The organism is Actinoplanes subtropicus (genome assembly GCF_000721705.1).
GTDB classification, from domain to species: Bacteria; Actinomycetota; Actinomycetes; order Mycobacteriales; family Micromonosporaceae; genus Actinoplanes; species Actinoplanes subtropicus.
Genome location: NZ_JOJL01000044.1, coordinates 25048 through 46283, shown reverse-complemented (window position 1 = coordinate 46283; position 21236 = coordinate 25048). Strand labels below are relative to the sequence as shown.

Below are 21236 nucleotides of genomic sequence, written 5' to 3'. Positions count from 1 at the left end.
TCATGTGTCGGTGGGGAGCTTTCTCTGCTCGCCGTTGATGCGACGCCGGTCGCCCGCTGGGTCAGCTGCCATGTATCGGCGGACTTGGCGGCTGGATTTGCCGATGCGCGCGGCAATGTCGTTGGGGTGCATGTTCGGGTCGCGCTGCAGCCAGTAGGCGACGGCTGCGCCGGTCTCGGTGGGGACGATGTCACGGTCGTCGTGTGGTGGCGTCTGCTGTGGTGCTTGGGGTGGGTCCGCCGGGATGTCGTCGGCCCGGTCGACGGGGGTCTCGGGCACGGCGGTGGCGGGTGCAGTGCCCGCATCGGCAGATGCGGTGGTGGCGCCGTCCTCGGCGAAGGCTTCGGCTGGCTTCGACGGCTCGCGCTGGGCCCGTTCGCCCGCGTCGGCCGGCGGGCCGTCGTGGGCTCCGGTGGCCGGGTCGGTCCTCGGCTCGGCACCGGTGGGCTTCGCGTTGCGGGCAGCGGGCGCCGGGAAGCTCCCCGGTGCGGTGTGCGGTGTCGCGGTGGGTGCTGGCGGGGCTGCGTCTGCCGGTTGCGCGGCTGTGACGGTCCGGGTCGGGTGTGCTGGTGCTGGTGGAGGGTTCGGTGGTGTGCGGTCGTTGGCGTCGATGCGGCCGGAGAGTTCGACCAGACAGATGCTGGCCACGACGATGAGGCCGTCGACGGAGAGCGGCAGCAGGTAGGGGGAGGCGGCGGTTTCGCCGTATCGGGCGGCGACCGCGGTCATGTGCCAGTAGGAGACCCAGGCGGCGATGCCGGCGATGACGGTGGTCGCGAGCAGCCGGACGGCGGCCAGGGAGCGCCGGTAGACGGGTACGCGGGAGATCAGTTCGACGGTGAGCAGCAGCGCGAGGGGTGGCCAGGCGGCGATGGCTTGGCTGATCGGGTTGGAGCGGGCGTGCAGCATGTTGGCCGCGACGGACGCGGCGACACCGACGACGAGCGCGCCGCGGACGCCCCAACGTAGCCGTTTCCATCGGCTGGTCTGCTCGTCGGGCGGCTCGTGGCGAGCGGGCCGCGCGGGCAGGGCCTGGGCGGCTGGGGCCGTGATCAGAGGTGGAGCTGAATGAGTGGTGTCGGTGCGGAGGGCCGGATGGTTGCCGTTGAGCGTGGTTGCGGTCATGCGGCGCCTCCGGGTCCGGGCTGCAGCGGCATGCGGGGGTTGCGGGTCTGCAGGTCGGCGACGAGTTTGTCGGCCAGGGTGAGGGTGTCGTCGCCGGGTTCGACGTCGATCTCGGCGGCGACGGCGGTGACGGCGCGGCGCAGCGCCCGGATGTCGTCGAGGTGGCCGAGTCGGGCGTGGGCGCGCATCGCGGCCTGGTAGAGGGTTTCGGCGTAGGGGTGCAGCTTGATCGCCGGGCCGAGGATGACGAGTTGTTCCTCAGGGGTTTCGGCGAGGGCGTCGATCAGGGTGGTGGTGGCGTCGAGGGCTTGCCGGCGGACGGCCTCGCGGTAGGGCTCGATCCACAGGTAGTCGTAGCCTTCGGCGAGGACTCCTCGGTAGGCGGCGACGGCGCGGCGCAGGAGGGCGATCCGCTCGTCGGGGTCGGCGACGGCGGCTTCGGTGATCGCGGCGCGGATCTGCCACAGGTCCACGCCGACGGTGGCGGGGTTGAGGCGGTAGTGCAGCCGCGGGTGGGAGAGGTACTCGCCGGGTCCGCCGTTGTGGCGAAGCACGCCGCGCAGGTCGGAGACGTAGGTATGCAGGCGGTGCCCGGCCTTGCTCCTGGGCGCGTCAGGCAGCAGGTCCTCGAGGATCGCGTCGACGGTGGCGATGCCGTCGTTGGCGGCCAGGTAGACCAGCAGTTCCAGGGACTTGGGGCGGGGCGCGCGTTGGGGGTCGGCGTCGAGGATCGCGGCGCCGCCCAGGACGGTCACCTCGACCCTGCCGGGGGCGATTCCGGTCGGCTCCGCATCGCCGGTGGTGTCGCTGCTGGCAGAGCCGGGCGACGCGTCGCCGTTTCCCGGCGTTGGGGTGTCGGGGCCCGCTGTCGCCGCCGGCTCACGGGCCAGAGTGGGCTCCGGTCCGCCGATCGGCTCGGCCGCCGCCGGTTCGGTGATCATGGCAGGGTCGTGCCGGCCGGCACCGGTGGCGGGTATCGGGGTGGCCTCGCCGGTGGCCGCACTGGCGGCTTTCCCGTGGTCGGCGTTGGGATCGGTGGCCCGGGTCGTGGGGTGCGGATCGGTGGGGGCGGGTGGCTGTGGTCGTCCGGTGTGGGATTCCGCGAGGGTGGTGATCAGGTCGGCCGCCTCGGTGGGGTCGATGACGGTGAGGCGTCCGACGTCGGCGGGGTGGGTGCCGTGGTGGGTGGCGTCGCGCTCGGCCGGGCGGGTCGTGCCGTCGGCGGCGACGTCGATGGTGTCGCCGTCGGGCCAGTCGCCGAGCAGGACGCCGTGGATGTCGAGCCGTTGTCCTTGGGTGAGCAGGGCGGCCACGCGGGTGCGTTCGTGGCGGCTGGTGGTGTCTGCGATCAGCAGGATCGACGGTAGGGGTTCTTCGTAGGGGTCGGCGAGGCGCAGCGCGGCGACGTCGTCGACTTCGTGCTGGTAGACCAGTCGGGTGCGGTGCAGGGTTTGCGTTTCGAGCAGGTCGAGGGCTTCGTCGAGGCCGGCGGTCACGGTCAGCCGTGGGGTGTGGGGCAGGCCGACGGCGGCGGCGCCGAGCAGGGTGGCGGCGGTGGTGGAGGCCATGACGACCCAGGTACGGGCGTCCGGGTCGTCGAGGCCGCCGGCGGCGAGGGCGGCGGCGAAGAATCCGCGGGCTGCTGCGGTGGCGCCCGGCCCGATCAGGCCGACTCCGGCCGGGGGCCACACCGCGGCGAGGGGGTGGGCCAGGGCCGGCACCACGGGGACCGGCGCGGGCCGTGGGCCGGCGGGTTCGTCGCCGTCGTCGCTGTCGGGGTCTGTGGTGTCCTGCTCGTGCGTGCCGGGGGCTGGGCCGGCGCCGGCGTCGCTGCCCCGATCGTCGTCGCGGTCCTGGTCGTCGGGATCAGCCAACGGGGTGGCGTGGGCGATGTCGGTCGGGCTGGGGAGGTGTTGACGCAGGCCGCGGCGGATCTGGGTGACCACCGTCGGCATGGGGGCCAGGTCGTGGTCGTCGGCGCTCGAGCGCGTCCCGGCTGGCTGGGGGATGTAGCGGCGGCGGCGGTGTTTCCAGACCAGGGCCACGGCGGCGGCGATCGCGAGGCCGAGTCCGAGGTCGATCCAGCTGCCCGTGGACAGCGCTACCCCACGGGGGCCGGTGTGGTGGTCGGTGGCCGCGTGGGTCGGGCCGGGGCTCGGCTGCGCTGTGCTGCTCGGCTCGGTGGTTCCGGGATCGGTGGTGGTGGCCGGTGAGGTTGCCGGGGCGGTGCTGTTTCCGGGTGCCATGGTGGTGGGTGGTGGGGTGGTCGGCGTGGATTCGGTCGTGGCGTGGGTGCTCGAGGGCGGGCTGGCCGCGCTGGCGGGCTGCGGCGGGTCTGGCTTCGGGTGTCCCTGGTTCGGGGGGTCGGTGGGCTTGTGGGCATTGTGGGGTGGGCTGGCGTCGTCGGGCAGGTGCAGGGTCCAGCCGGGGTAGATGAGGTTCGGGTTCTTGAGGGTGCCGCCGATGTCGGCGAAATGGGTGCCGCGGTTGAGGGCGTAGATCTCGGGCCACCGGTTCGGGTCGCCGAGGCATTGGCCGGCGATCTCGGAGAGGGTGTCGCCGTGCTTGACGATGTAGGTGTACTCGCGGTCGGCGGACACGAGCGTCAACCGGCCGAGGGTGGTGCGGGTCTGGCTGGTGTCGCGTGCCTGGGTGTGCTGCGGCCCGGCGTACAGGGGGACGGTCACGGGCACGACCGACACCGGTCCGGCCTGGCGGGGTGGCGCAAGGGTCCGATCTGGTGCGCGGTGCTGGGCGGCGGAGTGGGAGCCGGCCGAGGCGGCGGCTGCCTGCGCCGGCGGGGATAGGCCCGGGGCGGCTTGCGCGGCGGTGGCGAGCATGCCGCCGGTGATCAGCGCGACGAGCAGGGCGGCCAGTCCTCGTGCGGGCGCGAGGGCGCGGGGTTGGGGCAGGTTCAGGCCGGTGAGGGCGGCGGCGAGTTCGGCGAGCGCGGACCACGCGAACGCGGCCCAGGCGACCCACAGCAGCGCGGTGAGCAGGGCGCCGAGGGTGTGGTCGGTCATCGGCGAGGTGAGCAGGGTGCTGATGTCGGACCAGGTGGGCAGCTGGGTGGGCCAGGGCCGGTCGAGGTAGTGCAGCAGGGCCCAGGGCGGCGCGGCGAGCAGCAGCGCCAGCACCGTCGCGCCGGTGAGCCGGCGCAGGGTGGAGGTGAGCGACGCGAGCACGATGAGGCCTCTTCCGACGGGGATGCTGTGGTCAGGTGGCGGCGGTGACTCCGGTCGCCGGGGTGGCGGTGGCGGTGGCGTCGATGGGGATCGTGCGGAACCCGATCAGGTACAGCAGCTGGGTGCGCCGGACGCCGGTGACAGTGACGGTGACCGCGGTGGTGGTGGCAGTGGCGGTGCCGGTGGTGCCGGAGTCGGCGAGGAAACGCTCGGCGGCGCGGGCGGCGGCGTCGGGGTCGAGCCGGGCGACGCCGCTGGTGCGGTAGGTGGCGAGGTCGATCTGGCGGGCGCCGGCGCGGGCGGCGGCCTGGGCGCGGTCGTAGAGGCGGACCTGGTCGGCCATGGCCATGCCGGGGTCGAACACGAGCCCGGCCAGCAGGATGATCATGAGGGCGCCGGCGGCGGTCCAGGCGGTGATCATGCCGCGGTCGTCCGCGCGCAGCCGGCGGCGCAGCTGCTGCAGCCGGGCTGTACGCGACAGCGTGGGCGATACCACAGAGCTGGGTGTGGTGTTCGTGGGTGTCATGGCTGTCCCCGATAGATGTCCAGCGGCTGGGTGGACTGGCTGGTGACCGTCAGAGCGCCGGGCAGGCCCACGCCGAACAGGTCCCGCAGGGCGACGGTACAGTCGATGGTGACGGTGACCTGGCCGCCGGGAGCCATCGATCCGGCGTTGACGTTCATGGTGCGCGGGCGGCAGGTCAGGGTGCGGCCGGCCAGGGTCGCGGTGGCGGCGTCCTGGGCGCCGGCGGTGGCGGCGCCTGGGGTGTAGGCCAGGGATGCCTGGCGCGCTGCCGCGGCGGCGGCGGAGTTGACGTCCATCTGGGCGGACACGATGCGCACGACGGCGATCACGGCGACGATGGCCAGCACCATGATGGGTGCGTAGCCGAGGCCGACCTCGACGATGACCGAGCCGCGGTCGCCGGACAGCCGCCGGCGTGCGACGCGGCGGTGCGGGGCGTTCATCGGCGGTCGCCGATCGGGCCGAGGGTGAGGGTCTGGGGTCGGAACCGTTCGGTGGGGGCGCTGACGCTGGTGCGCACCGGGAGGGTGATGCCGAACAGGGCGGGGGCGTGGCCGCGGATCGTGACGGTCGCGGTGTCGGCGGTCCGGGCGACGGTGACGCTTGATTCGTCGACGAAGGTGCCGGCTAGCTGCTGCAGGATCGCGGTCGCGTCGGCCTGCCCGGCCGCGGCAGTGCCGTCGCGTACGCGGGTCGTCTGCAGCGCGTGGTTGGCGGCGTACTGCGCGCCGAGTTGGCCCAGGCCCCACATGCCGATCTGCATGCCGAGGGCGAAGACCAGCAGTAGCCACGGCCACGACGCGACCATTTCGGCGGTGACCGACCCGCGGTCGCCGCGCAGGCGTGCGCTCGCCGGTGCCCGCCCGCGGGTGGCGGGCGGCCCGGTCGTGTCCGCAGGTGTTCCGGCGCGCCGGTGTCGGCCGGTCTGGCTCTGTCGGATGGGTGGCATGAGGGCTCACAGGCCGCCGAAGGAGAGGTTGTTGAACCAGTCCGACAGTTTGCCGGTGAGGATCGGGTAGACCAGCAGCACGACGGCGATGACCGCGGAGATCCAGAGGACCTTCTCGGTGGTTTCGCTGCCGCGCTCGTCGGAGGCGCGCAGTGCGCGCAGCCGGCCGGCCAGGGCCGTGTGCAGCAGGATCAGCGTGGTCATGAAGCGGTGGCGGTCCATCATGGACTCCTTCGCGGGGCGCCGGTTTGGTGGCCGGGCGGGTGTCTCGGGCAGCGTGGTACTCCCCCGCGCAGTCGGGTGGCTGCGCAGGTCGTCGTTATCGGGTCTGGCTACGGGTCCGTACGGGTTCGGGTTTGTGTTAGAAGCGGCTGATGGCGGCGACGGCGGGGAAGAGCAGGAAGCCCATGTACGCCACCGCGAGCAGCATCACGGGCAGCGCCATGCGTTCGGTCGCGGAGTTCGCCTGGGTTTCCTGCGCGGTGCCCTGGTGGGCGCGCAGGGTGGCGGCGCGGGCGGTCAGCGACACGCGGATGCGGGCGCCTTCGGCACCGGCGAGGCTCATCGTCGCGGCGAGTTCCTGCAGGTCGATCACGCCGGTGTCCTCGCCGAGCTGGCCGAGGGTGCGCCACGGGGGAACCCGCAGCAGGCGGGAGGTGGCCACGGCCTCGTGCAGGCGGGCGGCGGCCCAGCCGTGGGTGTCGGCGCAGGCGTCGTCGAGTGCCTGTTCGAGGCCGGCGCCTGCGGCCAGGGAGATGACGACCAGGTCGAGGACGGCGGACAGGGCGTGCCGTAGTTCGGCGCGGCGGCGTTTGGCCTCGTTGCGCACCGTGGTCTCGGCCAGCCACCAGCCTCCCGCCGCCCCGGCGAGCGACACCCACACCGGGGTGGTCGGGCCGAAGGTGCTGCTGGCGTCGGTCAGGACGGCGACGGCCAGCGGGGGCAGGATGAGCCCGGCGATCACGGCGAGCATCTGATCGGCCAGGTGGGTGGCGCTCGGGCGGTCGAGCACCGCCAGGTCAGCCCGGGTGCGGGTACCAGGCAGCCCGAGCGCCCGCAACGGCGTCGACAGTGCACGGGTGCGCATGGTGGTCGGCGCGTCGATCGGGGCGGGTGGGCGGTGCAGCCCGGCGAGGGTCTCGGCCAGGGTCGGCCGGGCCGGGATCAGCCCGGCGACGACCAGCAGCAGGCCCAGACCGCAGGCGACGCCGACGAGCAACGCTGAGATGTTCATCCGAGCCTCCCGGTCGCGACGGCGTCGGTCGTGGCGAGGATGCGTGGGGGCTGCTGGATGCGGGAGCTGCGGGCCATCCAGCTGAAGCCGGCGGTGAAGATGCCGCCGATGACCAGTAGCACCAGTTGTCCGGTGACGGTGCCGTACGGGGCGAGGAAGCCGCGGTTGAGGACCAGCAGACCGACGATCATGGCGATGGTGGTGCCGGTGATCATCCGGGCGGTGGTGCGGGTGGCGGCCCGTTTCGTGGCGACCCGCATCCGGATGGACGCCTGCTCGCGGGCGGTGCTGGCGAGGCTGCTCAGGCAGTCGGTCAGCTGCCCGCCGTGGTAGCCGGCGGCCTGCAGCAGCGCCCGGACCACGAGGTCGCCGGTCGGGTCGGCCAGCCCGGCGGCGAACATGCGCAACGCGTGCGGCAGGCGGATGCCCGCTCGCGGTGACGCGGCCAGGGCGTTCACCTGGGTGCGGATCGGCAGCGGGGTGACCGGTGCGGTAGCGACGATGGCCTGCTCGAGCCCGGCCGCCGAGGAGAGGGTGTCGCGCAGCAGTTCGGTCCAGGTGGCGATCGCCTCGATGCGGGCCAGGGCCTGCTGGGATTCGCGGTCGGGGCCCAGGATGCGCGGCAGCGCCCACACGCCCGCGGCGGTGAGGATCGCCGCAACCGGCCAGCGGGTGGCCAGGGCCGCGCCGAGGCCGGCGGCGGCGGCCAGCAGTGCCCGGGTGCGGTCGGCGGGGGTGAACACGCGTCGGCGCCGTGCGGGGGCGGGTCGGGCGGGTCGCCGGCGCAGCCCGTCGAGGATCAATGCGAGTCCGGCGGCGCAGATCAGCCCGAGCAGGATCGGCATCAGCGGCATGGGTTACCACCGGTCCTGGTGCAGCAGGTTCGGGTCGAACCCGGCTGCGATCAGGTCGTCGAGGGTGTCGGTGCGCAGGGGCGCGCCGGGGACGGCGCGCCGGTCCGGGCCGGGACGGTAGATCTCGTTGGATGGGATCTGCTCGCCGGTGGTCTCCAGGACCTGCCGGATCGACGACACGACGCGGGTGCCGTCGGTGGCGCGGTCGAGGTGGATGACGAAGTCGACGGCTTGGCCGATCAGCATGTTCGACACGTCGAACTCCAACCCGTCCGCGTCGGCGGTCCTCGCGTACAGAGCCAGGCGCAGCAGAGCCTGCTTGGACGTGCTGGCGTGGATGGTGCACATGGACCCGTCGTTGCCCTGGGACATGGCGAACAGCATCGCCAGGGCCTCGGCGCCTCGGGTCTCGCCGACGATGACCCGGTCGGGGCGCATCCGCAGCCCCCACTGGACCATGGTCCCCAAGCCGATGCCGCCGACGCCTTCCAGGTTCGCTTCCCGCCGCTGCAGGGCGGGGGCGTTCGGGTGCGCGTTCTCGTCCTCGTCGAGGCCGACCTCGAAGGCGTCTTCGACCGTCACGATCCGCTCCAGCGGATCGATCTCGTAGGCGGCGGCCCGCAGCAGGGTGGTCTTGCCGATCCCGGTCCCGCCGGAGACGACGAGGTTCTTGCGGGCACGGACCATCGCACCGATCAGAGCCCGCAGCGCCGGGGTGAGTTCACCCCGGCAGACCAGGTCGTCGAGGGTCACCCTGCGCAGCGTGTTGCAGCGGATCGACACGCAGGGCCGTTTGGAGACCGCCATCACCGCGAACAGCCGCTGACCGCCGGGCAGCCGCAGCGACAGCGACGGACTGCCACGGTCGAAGCGGCGTTCCTCCTGGCCGCTGCGGGCGGCGGCGATCTGGATCAGCTCGATCAGCTCGTCGTCGCTGCCGGCCACCGGCGCGACCCGCAGCCGCTGCCCGTCGACGGTGTACACCCACACGTTGTCGCAGCCGTTGACGAAGACATCCTCGACGTTCGGATCGTCGATCAGGCGCTGCAGGGCGCCCAGCCCGGTGAACGAGTCCCGCAGGGCGCGGGCGACCGCCGCCTCCACGTGCGGCGACAGCGGGGCTCGGCCCGCGGCGATGTCGGCGCGGGCGTTGGCGTCGATCTCCTGGGCGATGAACACGGCGATCTTCTGGTCGCGTTCGGTGTCGGCCAGCGGCCCGGCGCCGGCCAGGTGGGCGCTGACCGCGGAGCGGAGCCGGGCGACGACGTCCAAGGGTGCCGTCGTCCGCTCGCCGCCGCGTACAGTGCTGTGGCCGTTGCTGGCGGGGACGGGGTGCGGGGTGGCGGTCATGACACCGTCCTGAGGCCGGCCGGCCGGGGCGTCGCGGACAGCTGCGCGGCGAGGGCCTTCAGCGTGTGAGCCAGGCGGGTCCGGAACCAGACCCGACCGGTCATCCGTCCGGTCAGGACGCCCGCGCCCCACCGGTCGCGCGGCAGGTACGCCCAGACCGGGGCGCCGAGCTGGCCGGCGATCTCCTGCGCCGTGTAGTGGGTCTTGCCGGTCACGGCGAGCCCGAGCGCGCCGGGCCGGGCCCTATCGTGCAGGTCGGGCAGCCGGGTGTAGAGGTGGTGGAGGTGCTCGTCGGTCGGGTGGGTGACCAGCACGACCGCGTCGGCGGCCGACAGCAGCCGCAGCGCGGGGCTGTCGACATAGAGGCGGCCCAGGTCGAGGACCACGACCGGCGCCAGGTGGCGCACCGCCGCCTGCGGGCGCGCGGCCAGAATGGTCACGGCGCTGGCCGCTTCCCGGGCGTCGCCGGGTCCGGCGATCACGTTGAGCCCGAGCGGGACCTGCTGCACGAACCGTGCGGCGCCGACGACCGGGGCGCCGTGACGGGCCGCCGCGGCCAGCCGGGCCAGGCCGGGTCCCTGCGGCAACCCGAATCGGGCGGCGAGCACCCCGCCGCCGGGATCCGCCTCGACCGCCAGCGCGGGACGCGGCGACCAGAGCGCGGCCATCCCGAGGGCCGCACAGGACGCCCCGGGCGCCCCGGACACGGATCCGACGGCGGTCACCAGCGGTTCGGGGTACCGGTCCGGGTTCACCGCTGGGCTCCGATCTGTACCAGGGACACGTCGCCGCTGGCCGAGGCGACGGTCTCCGCGCTGTCGGCAGCCAGCAGCAGGGTCACCAACTGCGAGCCGACCTGGTCTCCTCCGGTCAACACCGACACGACGGTGGCCACCGCCCGGAGGGTGCCGTCGCCACTGTTCGCGCCGCCGGACGAGCTGTTCTGGCCGGCGGTGCTCGGCACGACCAGCACGACGACGGTGGCGCCGGCCGTCAGCGCGGCCGGTGCCCGGCCGGGCTTGACCGGCAACGCGATGACGGCCTGCCCGCTCGGTGGCCACGCGGACGGCCCGACCTGGGCTGCGGTGAGCAGCACCCCCGCCGGTATGGGGGCGGCGGCGGAGCGGCCGACGACCTCGCTGCGGCGGCTGGCAGCGATCAGCGCCAGGCCGGAGGTGTTGGCCACGCGCACGACGGTGAGGTCGCCGTCGCTGATGGCCTTTCCCGCGGCGACCGGACGGACGGTGGACAGGAACGCTTCGTCGGCGTGCCGGCGCAAGTCCACCTGCCAGAAGACGACCACCGTGGCGATGACGATCAGCAGTCCGGCGGCGACCCTGCGGCCGCTGCGCCGGCCCGGCCGGCGGCTGCCGGGCAGCGTGCCGACGACGGGCGGATTCAGTTCGGGCCCCGTGCCCGGGGTGCGGGGTCGTTCGGTCATGGCCCTCATGCGGTTCCCCCGTTGATCGCCTGTGATTCGGCCACGTGGACGTCCACGGTGGAGGTGGTGGTCAGCGGGGCCAGAGTGCCCTCGGTCCCCGCGCCGACCCAGGAGACGCTCCAGGTCACCGTCGCCCGCACCGTGAACGCCCCGCCGGAGGCTCCGGCTGACGAGCGGCGGTAGACGTGACCGCAATCCGGTGAGGCGGCGCTCGGATCGCCGCCGGCCCGCCAGACGGTGCCCGGCCCGGTACAGGTCAGGGTGGTGCCGTCGCCCATCTCCCAGCGCACCTGCGTGGGCCGGGCGGTCGCGGTGACCGATAGGCCGGGCACGGCGGCGTTCGCGGATCGGGCACCCCAGCTCGACGGGTCGATCCACAGCCAGATCGGTACCTGGACGAGCAGGTCGTGTCCCGGATCCGGATTCGCCCGGATCCTCGGGGACGGCAGGGTGAGGTCCGCTGACGCCCGGCGGGCAAGAACGGCCGGTGCGGCGGCCGGCGGATTCGCTATCCACTGCGGCGCTGTGCCCAGTGCGCTGGTGTCGTTTCCGCAGACCTGCATGTACCAGCCGCCGCCGGCGGGATCGGCCCCGGCCGGCGGTGGCCGATCACCGGCCCTGACCCAGCGACATGCATCGTGGCCCGCGCCGGAGCCGCCACCGGAATGGTCGCCGCCACCGCCGTCGCCGCCTCGCCGCTGCGGGGTGCCCACAGTGACCGTGCACCCCGGCGACTGCGGGTGGGCGGTGCAGTCGACCGGCTCCCACGGGTCGTCGGCCGATGCGCTGGCGCCCGGCAGCAGGACGACGGCCAGGACTGCCGCGCTGGTGACGACTGTGGTGATCGGACGGCTCAGCATGTGCCCTTCTTCCGGACCGCGAAGCTGGTGACCTTCCAGACCCCGCCCAGCATCCTCACTGTCGCGCTCGTCGAACGGCGCCCGCCCGGCACGTCGTCGGCCTTCTCCCCCGAAGTCTTGTAGACCAGGAAATTGGTGCTATCGAGACAATCGGCAATGATGACCGTCGAGGGACGCGCGGCCGGCGTCGCTGCGGCGACCGACGGGTTGGATCGGTATTCGCCCCGGAACACTTGCCCCTTGGCCCGGTAGCCCGCGAGGCCGTCACGCAGCAGCTTCAGCGCGGGACCGGTCGCGTATACGGCGAGGTCCGGTTCGTCGCGGTTCGCGGTAAGGCCTGCCTTGGCGTAGGACCGCCACATCCCTTGATAGGCAGCAAGGGCCTGCTGCTGCGGTTCCTGGCTGGATCCGGTGGCTGTCGGCGGCGGCGCTGGCGGACTTGACACCGCAGGGCCCGGTGTTCGGCCTGAGCCACACGCGGTAAGCGCTACCGCCATGATCGCTGCACAAGGCCACGTCCAGGGCCGGCGCTGAAACGTCGGTATCGCGGATCTCGCCCTCGGAGGATGCGGGTCGCCGCCGGTGGCCGGGCTCGGCTCGCGTACCCGCGGGCCGGCCGGCAGGCCGCCGGGAGACCGGATCTCGACAGTGCGGCGGCCTTGACCGGGGGCCTGGAACAGCGCGGGGCTCGAGTTCCAGTGGCGACGACGTTCTGGACGATGATCGATCCTCATGAGATCCAGCCTTCGCGATCGGTGGGCATGGCGGTAGTTGTCATCGGGTGACGGGTCGTGACGGCCAATTCCCGCCCGGGGCTGCCGTGCACGGCGCAGGCCGGCACCATGAGCCGAACCTCGATGAGCACGGCGTCGGGCTCCGCGCGGACGTGTGTCCGGGTAGGGGGCTGCGGCGGGGTTGGTTCCAGCGTGCCCAGGAGGCGGCGATCGGCGGTTCCGATGCGTCGGTGCGCCGGCGTGTGTCGTGGGCCGCGTACGGCGGGCGCGGCGACGGCGATGAGCCCGGCCAGGGCGGGCAGGATCAGCAGCGCCTGGCCGAGGCCGACGTGCATGGCGGCGGCGCCGACGAGGACTGGGCCGACGACGAAGCCGGCGTAGCCGAGAGCGGCGACGCGGGACAGTCCGGAGCCGGGGTGGTCGGGGTCGAGCGTGCCGGCGGCGGTGTAGATCTGGGGAATGATGCCGGCCAGTCCGGCGCCGAGCAGTCCGTAGCCGGCGACGGCGGCCGCGGGGGTACCAGTGAGGAGGCCGGTGGTCATGCCCGCGCAGGCCAGCAGGCCGCTGGCGCGTAGCAGCGTGACCGGCTTGACGCGGGCGCTGATCCGGTCGCCGACCAGCCGGCCGACGGTCATGGCCCCGGCGAACGCAGCGTACCCGGCCCCGGCGATGGTCGAGGTGGCGCCGATCCCGTCCAGGTAAACACTGGACCAATCGGCGATCGCGCCCTCGCACAGCAGTGAGCAGGCCGCGAGCGCGCCGAGCAGCAGGATGCGTCCACGGTGCCGCGACGGCCGCGCCCCGGCCGGGGGGTCAGGTTCGGACAGCACCACCTGGACCGGCGGGGCCAGTCGGCGCGCGGCCAGGGCCGCGATCACTGTTATGGCGGCGCCGATGGCGGTGTACGTTGCCGGGCAGCTGAGCTGAAGGTGGGCGCATCCGGCTCCGGCACCGGCTCCCAGGGCGCCGCCGATGCTAAACCAGGCGTGGATGCCGCTCATGATCGGCCGCTGGTAGGCGTTCTGGCAGGTCAACGCGGCGGCGTTCATGCTCACGTTCAATAGGCCGTGCACGCTGCCGAGGAGCAGCAGCGCCGCTGCCAGCGTCGGCAATGAGGGGACGTACGCGGTGGCGGCGAGCGCGGGGCCGAGGATCAGCGCGGTCGGGATGGCCACCGCGGCGCTGCCGTAGCGGTCGACGAGCCGGCCGGCGGATCGCATGCCGGCCAGTCCGCCTGCGGCCAGGGCGAGCAGGGCGATGCTCAGTTGGCTGTGTGAGAGCTGCAGGTGGTGCTGGATGGCCGGCATCCGCGCGGTCCAGGCGCCGAGCACGGCTCCTGCGATGCCGAACAGCGCGCTGATGGCAACCCGGTACCGGCGTAACGCCCGCCGATCGTCGACGGCCGGGCCTGGGGGGTCGCGGTGCGGGGTGACGGTCATCGGGATCTCCGTGGGTGTGCGAAGGTGGCGCGGGAGCCGGCCTGCGATCCGGACCAGGGGTAGTGGGCCGCCCGGACCGTGGTGGCGCGGGGCGGCCCCGTGAAGGCGCTGGATTGGGGTGTCGACCGGGAGATGGGCCGGTCAGGCAGCAGCCGACGACTCCGTCGCAGGCGCGTTCGGCTGGACGGGTCGCGCTGCGGCTTCGCCTGGGGCGCTGGATGTCAGCGGTGGCGAGGTGGGCCTGCTGGCCGAGGTAGCCGCGGTCGGTGGTCAGCGGCCTACTGGTAGATCATGTCGCTGGTATTGGTGAGGCTGCATGCGCCGAGCTGGGGTTTGTAGGCCCGGCCGGGGGCGTTGAAGACCAGGCAGCGGTGAGCGCCGAAGGTGGTGTAGGCGCCGAAGCTTTTGAAGACGTAGCGGCTGCCGGTGGTGAAGATTTCCCAGACGTTGCGGCTGCCTTGGGGGTCGCAACTCATGTACAGGTATGGGTCGGTGCGGCTGCCGGGGGTGCCGTCGACGCCCAGACATGATCCGGCCTGGCGGTGCAGGACCCAGAGCTTGTGGTTGTTGTAGTAGCCCACGAGGGTGACCGTCCACTTGCCTCTGGTTGTGGGGGCGGAGCCGCATTTCTGGTTGCGGAAGTCCTCCAGCGGGTCGCCGAGGTTGTATGCGCAGACGCCGTACCGGACCGACCTGATGTCTCGATAGGTGGCGGCCTGTGCCGGTGGCGCGCCGGCGAGGAGGGTGGTCGCGGCGAGCAGCGCGGCGATGACCATCACGAGCGCGTGTCCGGTTCGGGTGCGGGCGATCACGCGGGTTGCGCTGGTGGGGTGCTGGGCCGGGATGGGTGCGGCGGCGTCGGCCACCGTGCTGGTGCGGGCGGGGCTGATGTTCATCATCGGATGGCTCCTTCGAGGTTGGCGACCAGGCGGTCGATGTGGGCGGTGGTGACGCCGGGCATGCAGATGAGATGGCTCCAGTCCGCCTCGGTGGGCAGGGGCCACTGCTTGGCCACCGCGTCGGGCAGGGGGCGCAGCATGACCGTGACGGCGTCGGGGTTGCGCCAGCACGCCCAGCCTTTGGCGGCCAGCCGCCGGCGGGCGTAGCCGGCGGTCGCGCGGGCTTTCTGGACGCGCAGCCGTTGACCGGCCAGGGGATGCTCGGTGAGCGCGTGCCAGAGCAGGACGGCGGCCAGGCCGGCGCGGGAGCCGGCGATGGTCGTGTCCGCGTTGCCGATGTAGGCGACCAAGCGGCTGTCGGCCAGGGGCCGGTGGGCGGCCAGGGTCACGGCGCACGGGATGGGGGTGCCCCACCATTTGTGCCCCGATACCACGATGCTGTCCGAGCCACCCGGGTGCAGGTCGAAGTCGTGGCGTCCGGTCAGCGCGGCCGGGGCGCCGCCGAGGGCGGCGTCGGCGTGGATCCAGGTCCGGGCGACCCCGGCCGCATCCAGGCTGGCTCGGATCGCCGGAACGCAGTCGATCGCCTCGGTCATCGTGGTGCCGATGGTGGCCACCACGACCGCTGCCCTCGACCGATTGCGGGCCGCCTTGGCCTGCAGGTCCGCGTAGTCCATTTCGCCGTGCGGTTCGGCGCCGACAGCAATGGCCGGCAGGCCCAGCACGCGGGCGGCCTTGGGCACGGAGTAGTGCGCGGCGCTGGAGTAGTAGACGATCGGGTCGATCAGCTTGGCCCGGGCCAGCCGCAGGCTGTGCAGGGTCCCTTCGGTGCTGCCGGTGGCCAGGTAGCCGCTCCACCCGCGCTCGGCGCGGAACAGCCGCGCGAACCAGGCCAGGACACGTCGCTCCACGTCCATGGTGTGCAGCGGGTAGAGCGGGTCGACGCGGGGGTCACCCGGGTTGTTGAGCATGTGCCCGAAGAACGGCGTCAACGGGGTGTAGTCGATGTCGGTCGCGCGCTGATAGCCGATGTTCGTGGCGTCCGCCGCCCTGATCCGGGCCAGGACCTCGCTCAGGTACGGGTCCAGCCTGGACGGCCGCGCCGGCGCGACTTCCGGCGGCGGGCAGAGCATCTCCGCGGATATCACCGGACCTCCCCGCCGTGCGTGACGGGGCAGCGGCTGCCGACGGTGACTGCCGGCATCGCGGTGTGCGCCCGGACCGCTACCGACGGCCGGAACCGGCGGACGTGGTCGGCGCTCAGCCGCAGGGCGGGAAGCCGCAGGGCCAGGACGGCCAGCGCGGTGTCCAGCTGAAGGCGGGCCAGCGCGGCGGCTGGGCACTGGTGCGGGCCGTAGCCGAAGGCCAGGTGCCGCGACAGCCGCGCCCTACCCGGGTCGAAGATCTGCGGGTCGGTGTACACCGTTTCGTCGTGACCGGCACTACCGAGCAGCACCAGGCACCGGCTGCCCGCCGGGATGGTGACTCCGCCGACGGTGGTGTCGGACAGCGCCAGCCGCAGCCAGCCGTCCACGGCCGGGCTGAACCGCAGCGACTCCTCGATCAGCGTTGCCCGCAGATGGGCGTCGCCGGCCACCCGGCTCCACCGCCGCGGATCCGCCAGGGCGTGTTCGAGCGCGTGCCCGAGGGCGGCCGTGGTGAACGCCGACCCGGCGAGCAGCAGGTCCAGCAGCAGCGAGGCGGCCTGCTCGACGGCCAGCCGCGCCTCCCGGCCGGCGCGGTAGGCAAGCAGGTCACCGAGGACGCCCGGCGCTGGCCGGGGCGTGGTGAGCCGGACGCGGATCAGTGCCCGGCAGTAATCCCGGAACTCCAGCAGCCGGTACAGCCCGGCCAGCTGCTCCGCGGCGGTGGGCCGGCCCCAGAGCAGCTCGGCCGTGCTGGCAGTCCAGTGGCCGATCATCGTGGCGTCCTCGGCCGGCAGACCGAGCACGTCGAGCATGACCAGCAGCGGCAGCCGCCGGCTGACCTGATCGACCAGATCGACGCTGCCCTGCTCGCCGAGTTCCTCGGCCACCTGTCCAGCGCGCAGCAGCAACAACGGCAGCCACCGGTCGCGCACCAGCTCGGCGGTGCCGGGCACGACCGACCGCAGGACCGACCGCAGCCCGGCGTGCCGGGGCGGATCGGCGCTGACGATGCCCGGTGTCCACTGCACACCGGCCAGCTGCGCCAGCGCCGCCCCGGACAGCGGGGCTACCGGGGTCAGCGTCGTGGCGTTGCTGAACCGGCGGCCGTCGCCGAGCACGTCGCGGACGTTGTCGTAACCGGCGATGATCCACAGGCCCAAATCCGGGTCGAAACCGACCCCCGGGCCCTCGGCGAGCAGCCGCCGCCACATGGCGGCCGGGTCCCGGTCATAGCCGATATCGAACGGGTCAAAGCGCATCATTGGCTCCTCCAGGAGAAGGTGCGCCGCGGGTCGCGGTGCACGGGTGTGGTTGGCCGGGGCCGGCGGCGACGGAGTCCGGGCACGGCACAGCCCTAAATGGGTTGGCGTTGGGTTGCTGAGCTGGCGGATGCAGTGGCCTGCGGGCCGGCCCCCGGTCAAGCGGCTCACGGCGCCGGTCGGCGGTACTGGTGGTTCAGTTCTGGCTGGGGTGGGGCCGCCGGGCAGGCCGGCACGGGGGGACCGGCCTGTACCCGGCGGCGTTCGGGAGCCTTAGCCCTGCGCTGTCAAGCGTCAGGGGCGAAGGCAGCAGCCCACCCTGCAACCGCAGGCTGACGCGGTGATCCGGGGTCTGTCCCGCACCGCTGGGCGGTTGCTGACAGTGAGCCCGTCGGACCGGCTGTGGACATCGGCGACCGGCCACCCAGCAGCGGGTAAGTCCCACTCGGACGCGGCGGCCGGCCCGTCCAGGTCGGGCATGGTCGTCGGCGTGTGCGGCTATCAGCTTCGGTTGATCGACGGCTCGCCTGTCCGGCTCCTCTGGGATCACGCCCGAATGGCAGGGCGGCATCCGGTCAGAGACAGGAACTGGGCACGGTCACGATCACCGAGGTGGTCGGGTGAGCGCGTGAATGTCCACGTGGTCCCGCGACGGCCAGCTGGTCGGGAGCGTCCTTGCGGCCGGCCGTCATGCCCGCGAGGGCCGAAGAAGTGAACTTGAACGTCTCGGCATACGCAGGCACCGCAGCGGCAGCGCACATCAGCGTCGGCGCCGCCGGGGCGGCGATCAGCGCCGCCGCAGCGGCGAGCGGAGCAACAGCGAGCAGCACAGTGGTAGTGGTCTTCACGGTCGTGTCCTTTCCTGGACCGGGGTAGTGAGGGCTGGCGTTAGCTCAGTTGAGTCAGCGGCGGATGCGGACACCCGCCCGAGGACGGGCGCGGGCGCCGGACAACGCCGCAGACGGGTGCCGCAAAACTTCCGGCAGCCCGGGGGATCGTGATGACGTCGCCGGCGTGACCGGGGTGACGAGGACGCGGCCCGGCTGCTCATCGATAGCGGGCAGGTTCACCAGTTCCGGCCGAAGCGGGTCGACGACGCCTGCGGCAGCGCCTCGACTGCTGCGGCGCGGCGCCGCGCCATCGATTCGCTCCGCGGCGGTGTCGGTGGGGTGATCTCTCATGCGATCAAGCGTGGCCTTGCAACCGCTACGAAGCTATTGTCACCTGTTGTCACGTATTGTCGCCTGTATCTACATTGCCAAGTTCTCAGATGTTCTTTCGGGCAGGGCGGCGGGCGGGATGAGGTGTACCGCAAGGCCCCCAGAGGACTCGACAATGCCTAGGCCCAGCCTGATGCGGCCCAGGCCCAGCAAGCCGACGAACGCGTCGCAGTCATCACGTGACCGCACAGCGCGCCAGTCGATGGCCATGACGACGTGCCTGCGTTTCAGGGGGTAGTGGGTGAACCGTCACCGCGAGCCCAGCGTGCGGCACGGCGAGGCACCCGGCAGCTTCGCCACCAACACCGTCGCGATCGGTGCGGCCTCAGCCGGCGCCGGCGCGCCCGCGCGGCCAGGAACGGGGACTGCGCGAGGTGGATCGTGAAGCCGGTCGGATTGTCATGGTCACGACTTTGGTGCTGGCTGGGTGGATCGCCAACGGCGGGTCCGGACGCGCAGTGGCGCACGTACAGGTATCGCTCGCCCTGCCGGGTCGGACGGTCGCGGCAGGTGGGGGGATGATCCTGACCCGTTCGCTGTCCAGCCACCCGCTTGAGCCGTTTGGCCGCGCAGGCAGCAGCAATCGCACCCATCCTCGCTGCTGATCGATGACCGGAAGGTGCACTGGCCGGCCGCTCATGATCGCGAACGGGACGCCGGCTGGCACGTCGTAGACGGGCAACCGATCCGCGACGCAGGCGATCGCTGCCGGCCCATTGCCGCGAGGATGTTCGTCGAGCGGGCCGCCGGCCAGATAGGCATCGCTGGTTACCTCAGGCAAAGCGCGCCGGGCCGCGGCGGCGTACGCGAACGGAGGCTGCGGCCGTGCCTCGCCGGGATCAGCCTGGACCGAAGGCGGCACACGGATGCCCGTCAGCGGGGCCATTAGGTACGAGAACCGCCGCGCTGCCGCGACCATCCCGGGAACCCAAGACCGCTGCGGCCCACGGAGGCCGGCCCGGCCAGTAGCCGATGGCGCCGTGGCGGAATCCGGTCGCGGCTGATCTGCGCGGACCACGGTCGTCGGCCGACAGACCGCCCGACCCATACGAGCCGTGTCGAAACGTTGATCACTCATGGGATCAGCCTCGCGACCAACACGGCATTAATCCATTGTCGCTACTTGTCACTTCTTGTCAGATGTACCGACAATAGGCCGCTTTGACGGATATCGAGTTAGTACGGAAGCTTCGGGCGCGCCAGCGCTGGGCGGCTGCCGTTAGTCGAGCGGCAGCGGCGTCGCCCGACGCGGTGGGTGCACGTAGTGCGGATCTATGGGGAATCCGAGCTGTTCGACCGGTACCTCCAGCGACTCAGCCAGGATATTCAGGTTGTAGGAGTCGGGGACGATGACGTCCTTCTCCCATTTGCTGATCATCGACACCAGCGAGCTGATCCATATCGGAGCACCCAGATACCACGCCCCGACCTCCTGAAAGCGACGCGCCAGCTGCGGCTGGGTCCATCTCATCCGCCCTCGCAGGCATTTCAGCCGCTCGCCTCCCGCAAGAGCCGCAGGCTGGCGTGCCGGCTCCTCCAGAGGGTCGTCTGCCAACTCCACGGCAGCTCCTTCTCGTGTTCGGCGGCGATGGGCTACGCGCTTGTCTCGCGTGGTCCCGTTTGGTCCGCCGGTATTGCGTCTGATCTGGTTTATGGGGGATTGCTGTGGCGGTCTTTTGCCGTGCGTATTTGCGCCTGGCTGCTGGCGATAGCGGGCATGCTGCCGCGCTCATGGGCAGGTCACCGGTCGGCCGGGCAGGGATGCAAGGTAGTGGTGGGCGGGGCCGGGGGTGGTGAACCAGTCGTCGAGGGTGACAGGGTCGGCGAAGCCTGCGGCCAGGCGCCGTGCGGTTGCCGGATTCTGGGCGGCTGCGTGCAGCAGGTGCTGAACGTGCGGTGTGGGGCGCAGCATGAGGTTCGTCCAGTTGGTGACCGACCGGCCGTGGGAGGTCCAAAACGCTTCGGCTGTCTCGGCCGCCCAGGCTGCGTCGAACGGCTGCTCGCCGCGGCCGACGATCGCGTGCAGGTAGTGGGCGGCGGCGCGCGCCGCCGTGTTGGCTCCTTGGCCGGTCGCGGGGTCGTTGGCGAGGATGACGTCACCGATGCCCAGCGCGAAGCCGCCGCCCGGAAGCGCGGCGACCGGTCGGCGGACGGTGGGGACGTAGCGGCCGTGCAGGCTGGCCCGGGCGTCAGCGAGCTCCACCGTGGTGCAGCGCTGCTGGTAGACATCCGGTAGATATGTGCGGATCAAGGCCAGGGTGCGGGCCAGATGGGTGCTTGGGTCGAGCTGGCCTGGTTCGGCCGCCCATTGGTCGAGCGGGGAGCCGGGCACGGCGCTCCAGAACAGGATGTCGCAGGGTCCCGCCGCGGCCAGGGCCGGGATGAGGAACAACTCCCCGAGCCCCGTGACCGTGTGGCTGGCGACATGACTGTCCGGCCAGCCGGGGTCGGGTTGCAGGCCGTGCACGTAGACGGCGGCCAGGGCGCGCTGCGGCTCCGTGAAGGGGGAACGGGCCGGGTCTCGCTCAAACAGGCGCGCGAATTCTCCCTTGCCGGCCGCGACCACCGTCAGGTCGTAGTCGCCCGATCGGGCCAGCCTGGCGAGATCATGTGCGTTGACTGCCCGGTAGCGGACGTTGACGCCCCGTTCCTGGCACAGTTGCAGCCAGCCGGCCATCTTGACGCGCTGGTCGGTCGAGCGGCCAGGGGACTCCAGCGGTGCGCGGATGTGCACGGTGGCTGGTTCTCCTGGCTGGCGCAGCGTCATGTGCAGCCCGGCCAGGGGTGGGGTCTGCGACTCCCACAGGTTCAGGCGGTACGCCCGTTCGAGCGCGAGGGCGGGCTCGAACATCGCCTGGGTGGACAGCGGCCACCCGTTGCGGATCTCGTCTGGGGTGCGAGCTGATATGAGGGTCACGTTGATGTCCTCAGCGTGCAGGCTGAGGGCCAGTTGGAGGCCGGCCTGGCCGGCGCCAACGATGAGAATCCTGCGCATCATGCCTCCTCAAACGGG

Annotated in this window: 20 protein-coding genes; all 20 read right to left on the bottom strand. The window is 72.4% G+C overall.

Going from position 1 to position 21236, the window contains the following annotated elements; genetic code table 11:
• The 20 genes from IH26_RS58965 to IH26_RS0145145 all read right to left on the bottom strand — a co-directional run bounded on the left by IH26_RS58965 (position 1) and on the right by IH26_RS0145145 (position 21218).
• Entirely contained in the window at positions 1 to 1125 is a 1125-nt protein-coding gene (locus IH26_RS58965) for a DUF2637 domain-containing protein (protein WP_084599699.1), read from the bottom strand.
• Entirely contained in the window at positions 1122 to 4310 is a 3189-nt protein-coding gene (locus tag IH26_RS0145235; RefSeq protein ID WP_030442487.1) for a BTAD domain-containing putative transcriptional regulator, read from the bottom strand. Before IH26_RS0145235 ends, IH26_RS58965 begins: the two co-directional genes overlap by 4 nt.
• Before the next feature lie 31 nt (positions 4311 to 4341).
• Positions 4342 to 4836: a pilus assembly protein TadG-related protein gene (locus IH26_RS0145230; RefSeq protein ID WP_425394460.1), complete on the bottom strand. Its 495-nt coding sequence runs from the start codon at positions 4834 to 4836 to the stop codon at positions 4342 to 4344.
• A complete protein-coding gene (locus tag IH26_RS0145225) occupies positions 4833 to 5279 on the bottom strand; it encodes a TadE/TadG family type IV pilus assembly protein (RefSeq protein ID WP_030442485.1) in 447 nt (148 codons plus the stop codon). Before IH26_RS0145225 ends, IH26_RS0145230 begins: the two co-directional genes overlap by 4 nt.
• Positions 5276 to 5785 carry a TadE family protein gene (locus tag IH26_RS0145220; RefSeq protein ID WP_342668360.1) on the bottom strand — a complete coding sequence of 170 codons (510 nt, stop codon included), beginning with the start codon at positions 5783 to 5785 and terminating at the stop codon, positions 5276 to 5278. The genes IH26_RS0145225 and IH26_RS0145220 overlap by 4 nt, the downstream gene beginning before the upstream one ends.
• A 6-nt stretch (positions 5786 to 5791) precedes the next feature.
• Positions 5792 to 6007 carry a hypothetical protein gene (locus IH26_RS0145215; RefSeq protein WP_030442483.1) on the bottom strand — a complete coding sequence of 72 codons (216 nt, stop codon included), beginning with the start codon at positions 6005 to 6007 and terminating at the stop codon, positions 5792 to 5794.
• 139 nt (positions 6008 to 6146) lie between these two features.
• Positions 6147 to 7019, bottom strand: coding sequence for a type II secretion system F family protein (locus IH26_RS0145210; protein ID WP_030442482.1), 873 nt, complete (start codon positions 7017 to 7019; stop codon positions 6147 to 6149).
• Positions 7016 to 7873, bottom strand: coding sequence for a type II secretion system F family protein (locus IH26_RS0145205; protein ID WP_030442481.1), 858 nt, complete (start codon positions 7871 to 7873; stop codon positions 7016 to 7018). Before IH26_RS0145205 ends, IH26_RS0145210 begins: the two co-directional genes overlap by 4 nt.
• Before the next feature lie 3 nt (positions 7874 to 7876).
• Positions 7877 to 9223, bottom strand: a complete 1347-nt coding sequence (locus tag IH26_RS0145200) for a TadA family conjugal transfer-associated ATPase (RefSeq protein ID WP_030442480.1) — start codon at positions 9221 to 9223, stop codon at positions 7877 to 7879.
• Positions 9220 to 9951, bottom strand: coding sequence for a CpaE/TadZ family protein (locus IH26_RS0145195; RefSeq protein WP_030442479.1), 732 nt, complete (start codon positions 9949 to 9951; stop codon positions 9220 to 9222). Before IH26_RS0145195 ends, IH26_RS0145200 begins: the two co-directional genes overlap by 4 nt.
• A 23-nt stretch (positions 9952 to 9974) precedes the next feature.
• Complete coding sequence (locus IH26_RS0145190) at positions 9975 to 10673, bottom strand: SAF domain-containing protein (protein WP_034217432.1); 699 nt, start codon at positions 10671 to 10673, stop codon at positions 9975 to 9977.
• The gene (locus IH26_RS60610; protein WP_030442477.1) at positions 10670 to 11524 is read right to left on the bottom strand and encodes a hypothetical protein; all 855 of its coding nucleotides are present in this window, start codon (positions 11522 to 11524) and stop codon (positions 10670 to 10672) included. The genes IH26_RS0145190 and IH26_RS60610 overlap by 4 nt, the downstream gene beginning before the upstream one ends.
• Entirely contained in the window at positions 11518 to 11886 is a 369-nt protein-coding gene (locus IH26_RS0145180; protein ID WP_030442476.1) for a hypothetical protein, read from the bottom strand. Before IH26_RS0145180 ends, IH26_RS60610 begins: the two co-directional genes overlap by 7 nt.
• Positions 11887 to 12254: 368 nt before the next feature.
• Complete coding sequence (locus IH26_RS0145175; protein ID WP_063763869.1) at positions 12255 to 13697, bottom strand: MFS transporter; 1443 nt, start codon at positions 13695 to 13697, stop codon at positions 12255 to 12257.
• Between the two features lie 278 nt (positions 13698 to 13975).
• Positions 13976 to 14596 carry a hypothetical protein gene (locus tag IH26_RS0145170; RefSeq protein WP_157437729.1) on the bottom strand — a complete coding sequence of 207 codons (621 nt, stop codon included), beginning with the start codon at positions 14594 to 14596 and terminating at the stop codon, positions 13976 to 13978.
• Positions 14593 to 15744, bottom strand: coding sequence for a histidine decarboxylase (locus IH26_RS0145165; RefSeq protein WP_157437728.1), 1152 nt, complete (start codon positions 15742 to 15744; stop codon positions 14593 to 14595). The genes IH26_RS0145170 and IH26_RS0145165 overlap by 4 nt, the downstream gene beginning before the upstream one ends.
• The gene (locus IH26_RS0145160; RefSeq protein WP_169789915.1) at positions 15741 to 17003 is read right to left on the bottom strand and encodes a cytochrome P450; all 1263 of its coding nucleotides are present in this window, start codon (positions 17001 to 17003) and stop codon (positions 15741 to 15743) included. Before IH26_RS0145160 ends, IH26_RS0145165 begins: the two co-directional genes overlap by 4 nt.
• 575 nt (positions 17004 to 17578) lie before the next feature.
• Positions 17579 to 17851 (bottom strand): hypothetical protein, encoded by a 273-nt coding sequence (locus tag IH26_RS60605; RefSeq protein ID WP_157437726.1) that lies wholly within the window; start codon positions 17849 to 17851, stop codon positions 17579 to 17581.
• Between the two features lie 1591 nt (positions 17852 to 19442).
• Positions 19443 to 19784 (bottom strand): helix-turn-helix domain-containing protein, encoded by a 342-nt coding sequence (locus IH26_RS0145150; RefSeq protein ID WP_157437724.1) that lies wholly within the window; start codon positions 19782 to 19784, stop codon positions 19443 to 19445.
• 168 nt (positions 19785 to 19952) lie between these two features.
• Complete coding sequence (locus IH26_RS0145145; protein WP_030442469.1) at positions 19953 to 21218, bottom strand: styrene monooxygenase/indole monooxygenase family protein; 1266 nt, start codon at positions 21216 to 21218, stop codon at positions 19953 to 19955.
• Between the last annotated feature and the right edge of the window lie 18 nt (positions 21219 to 21236).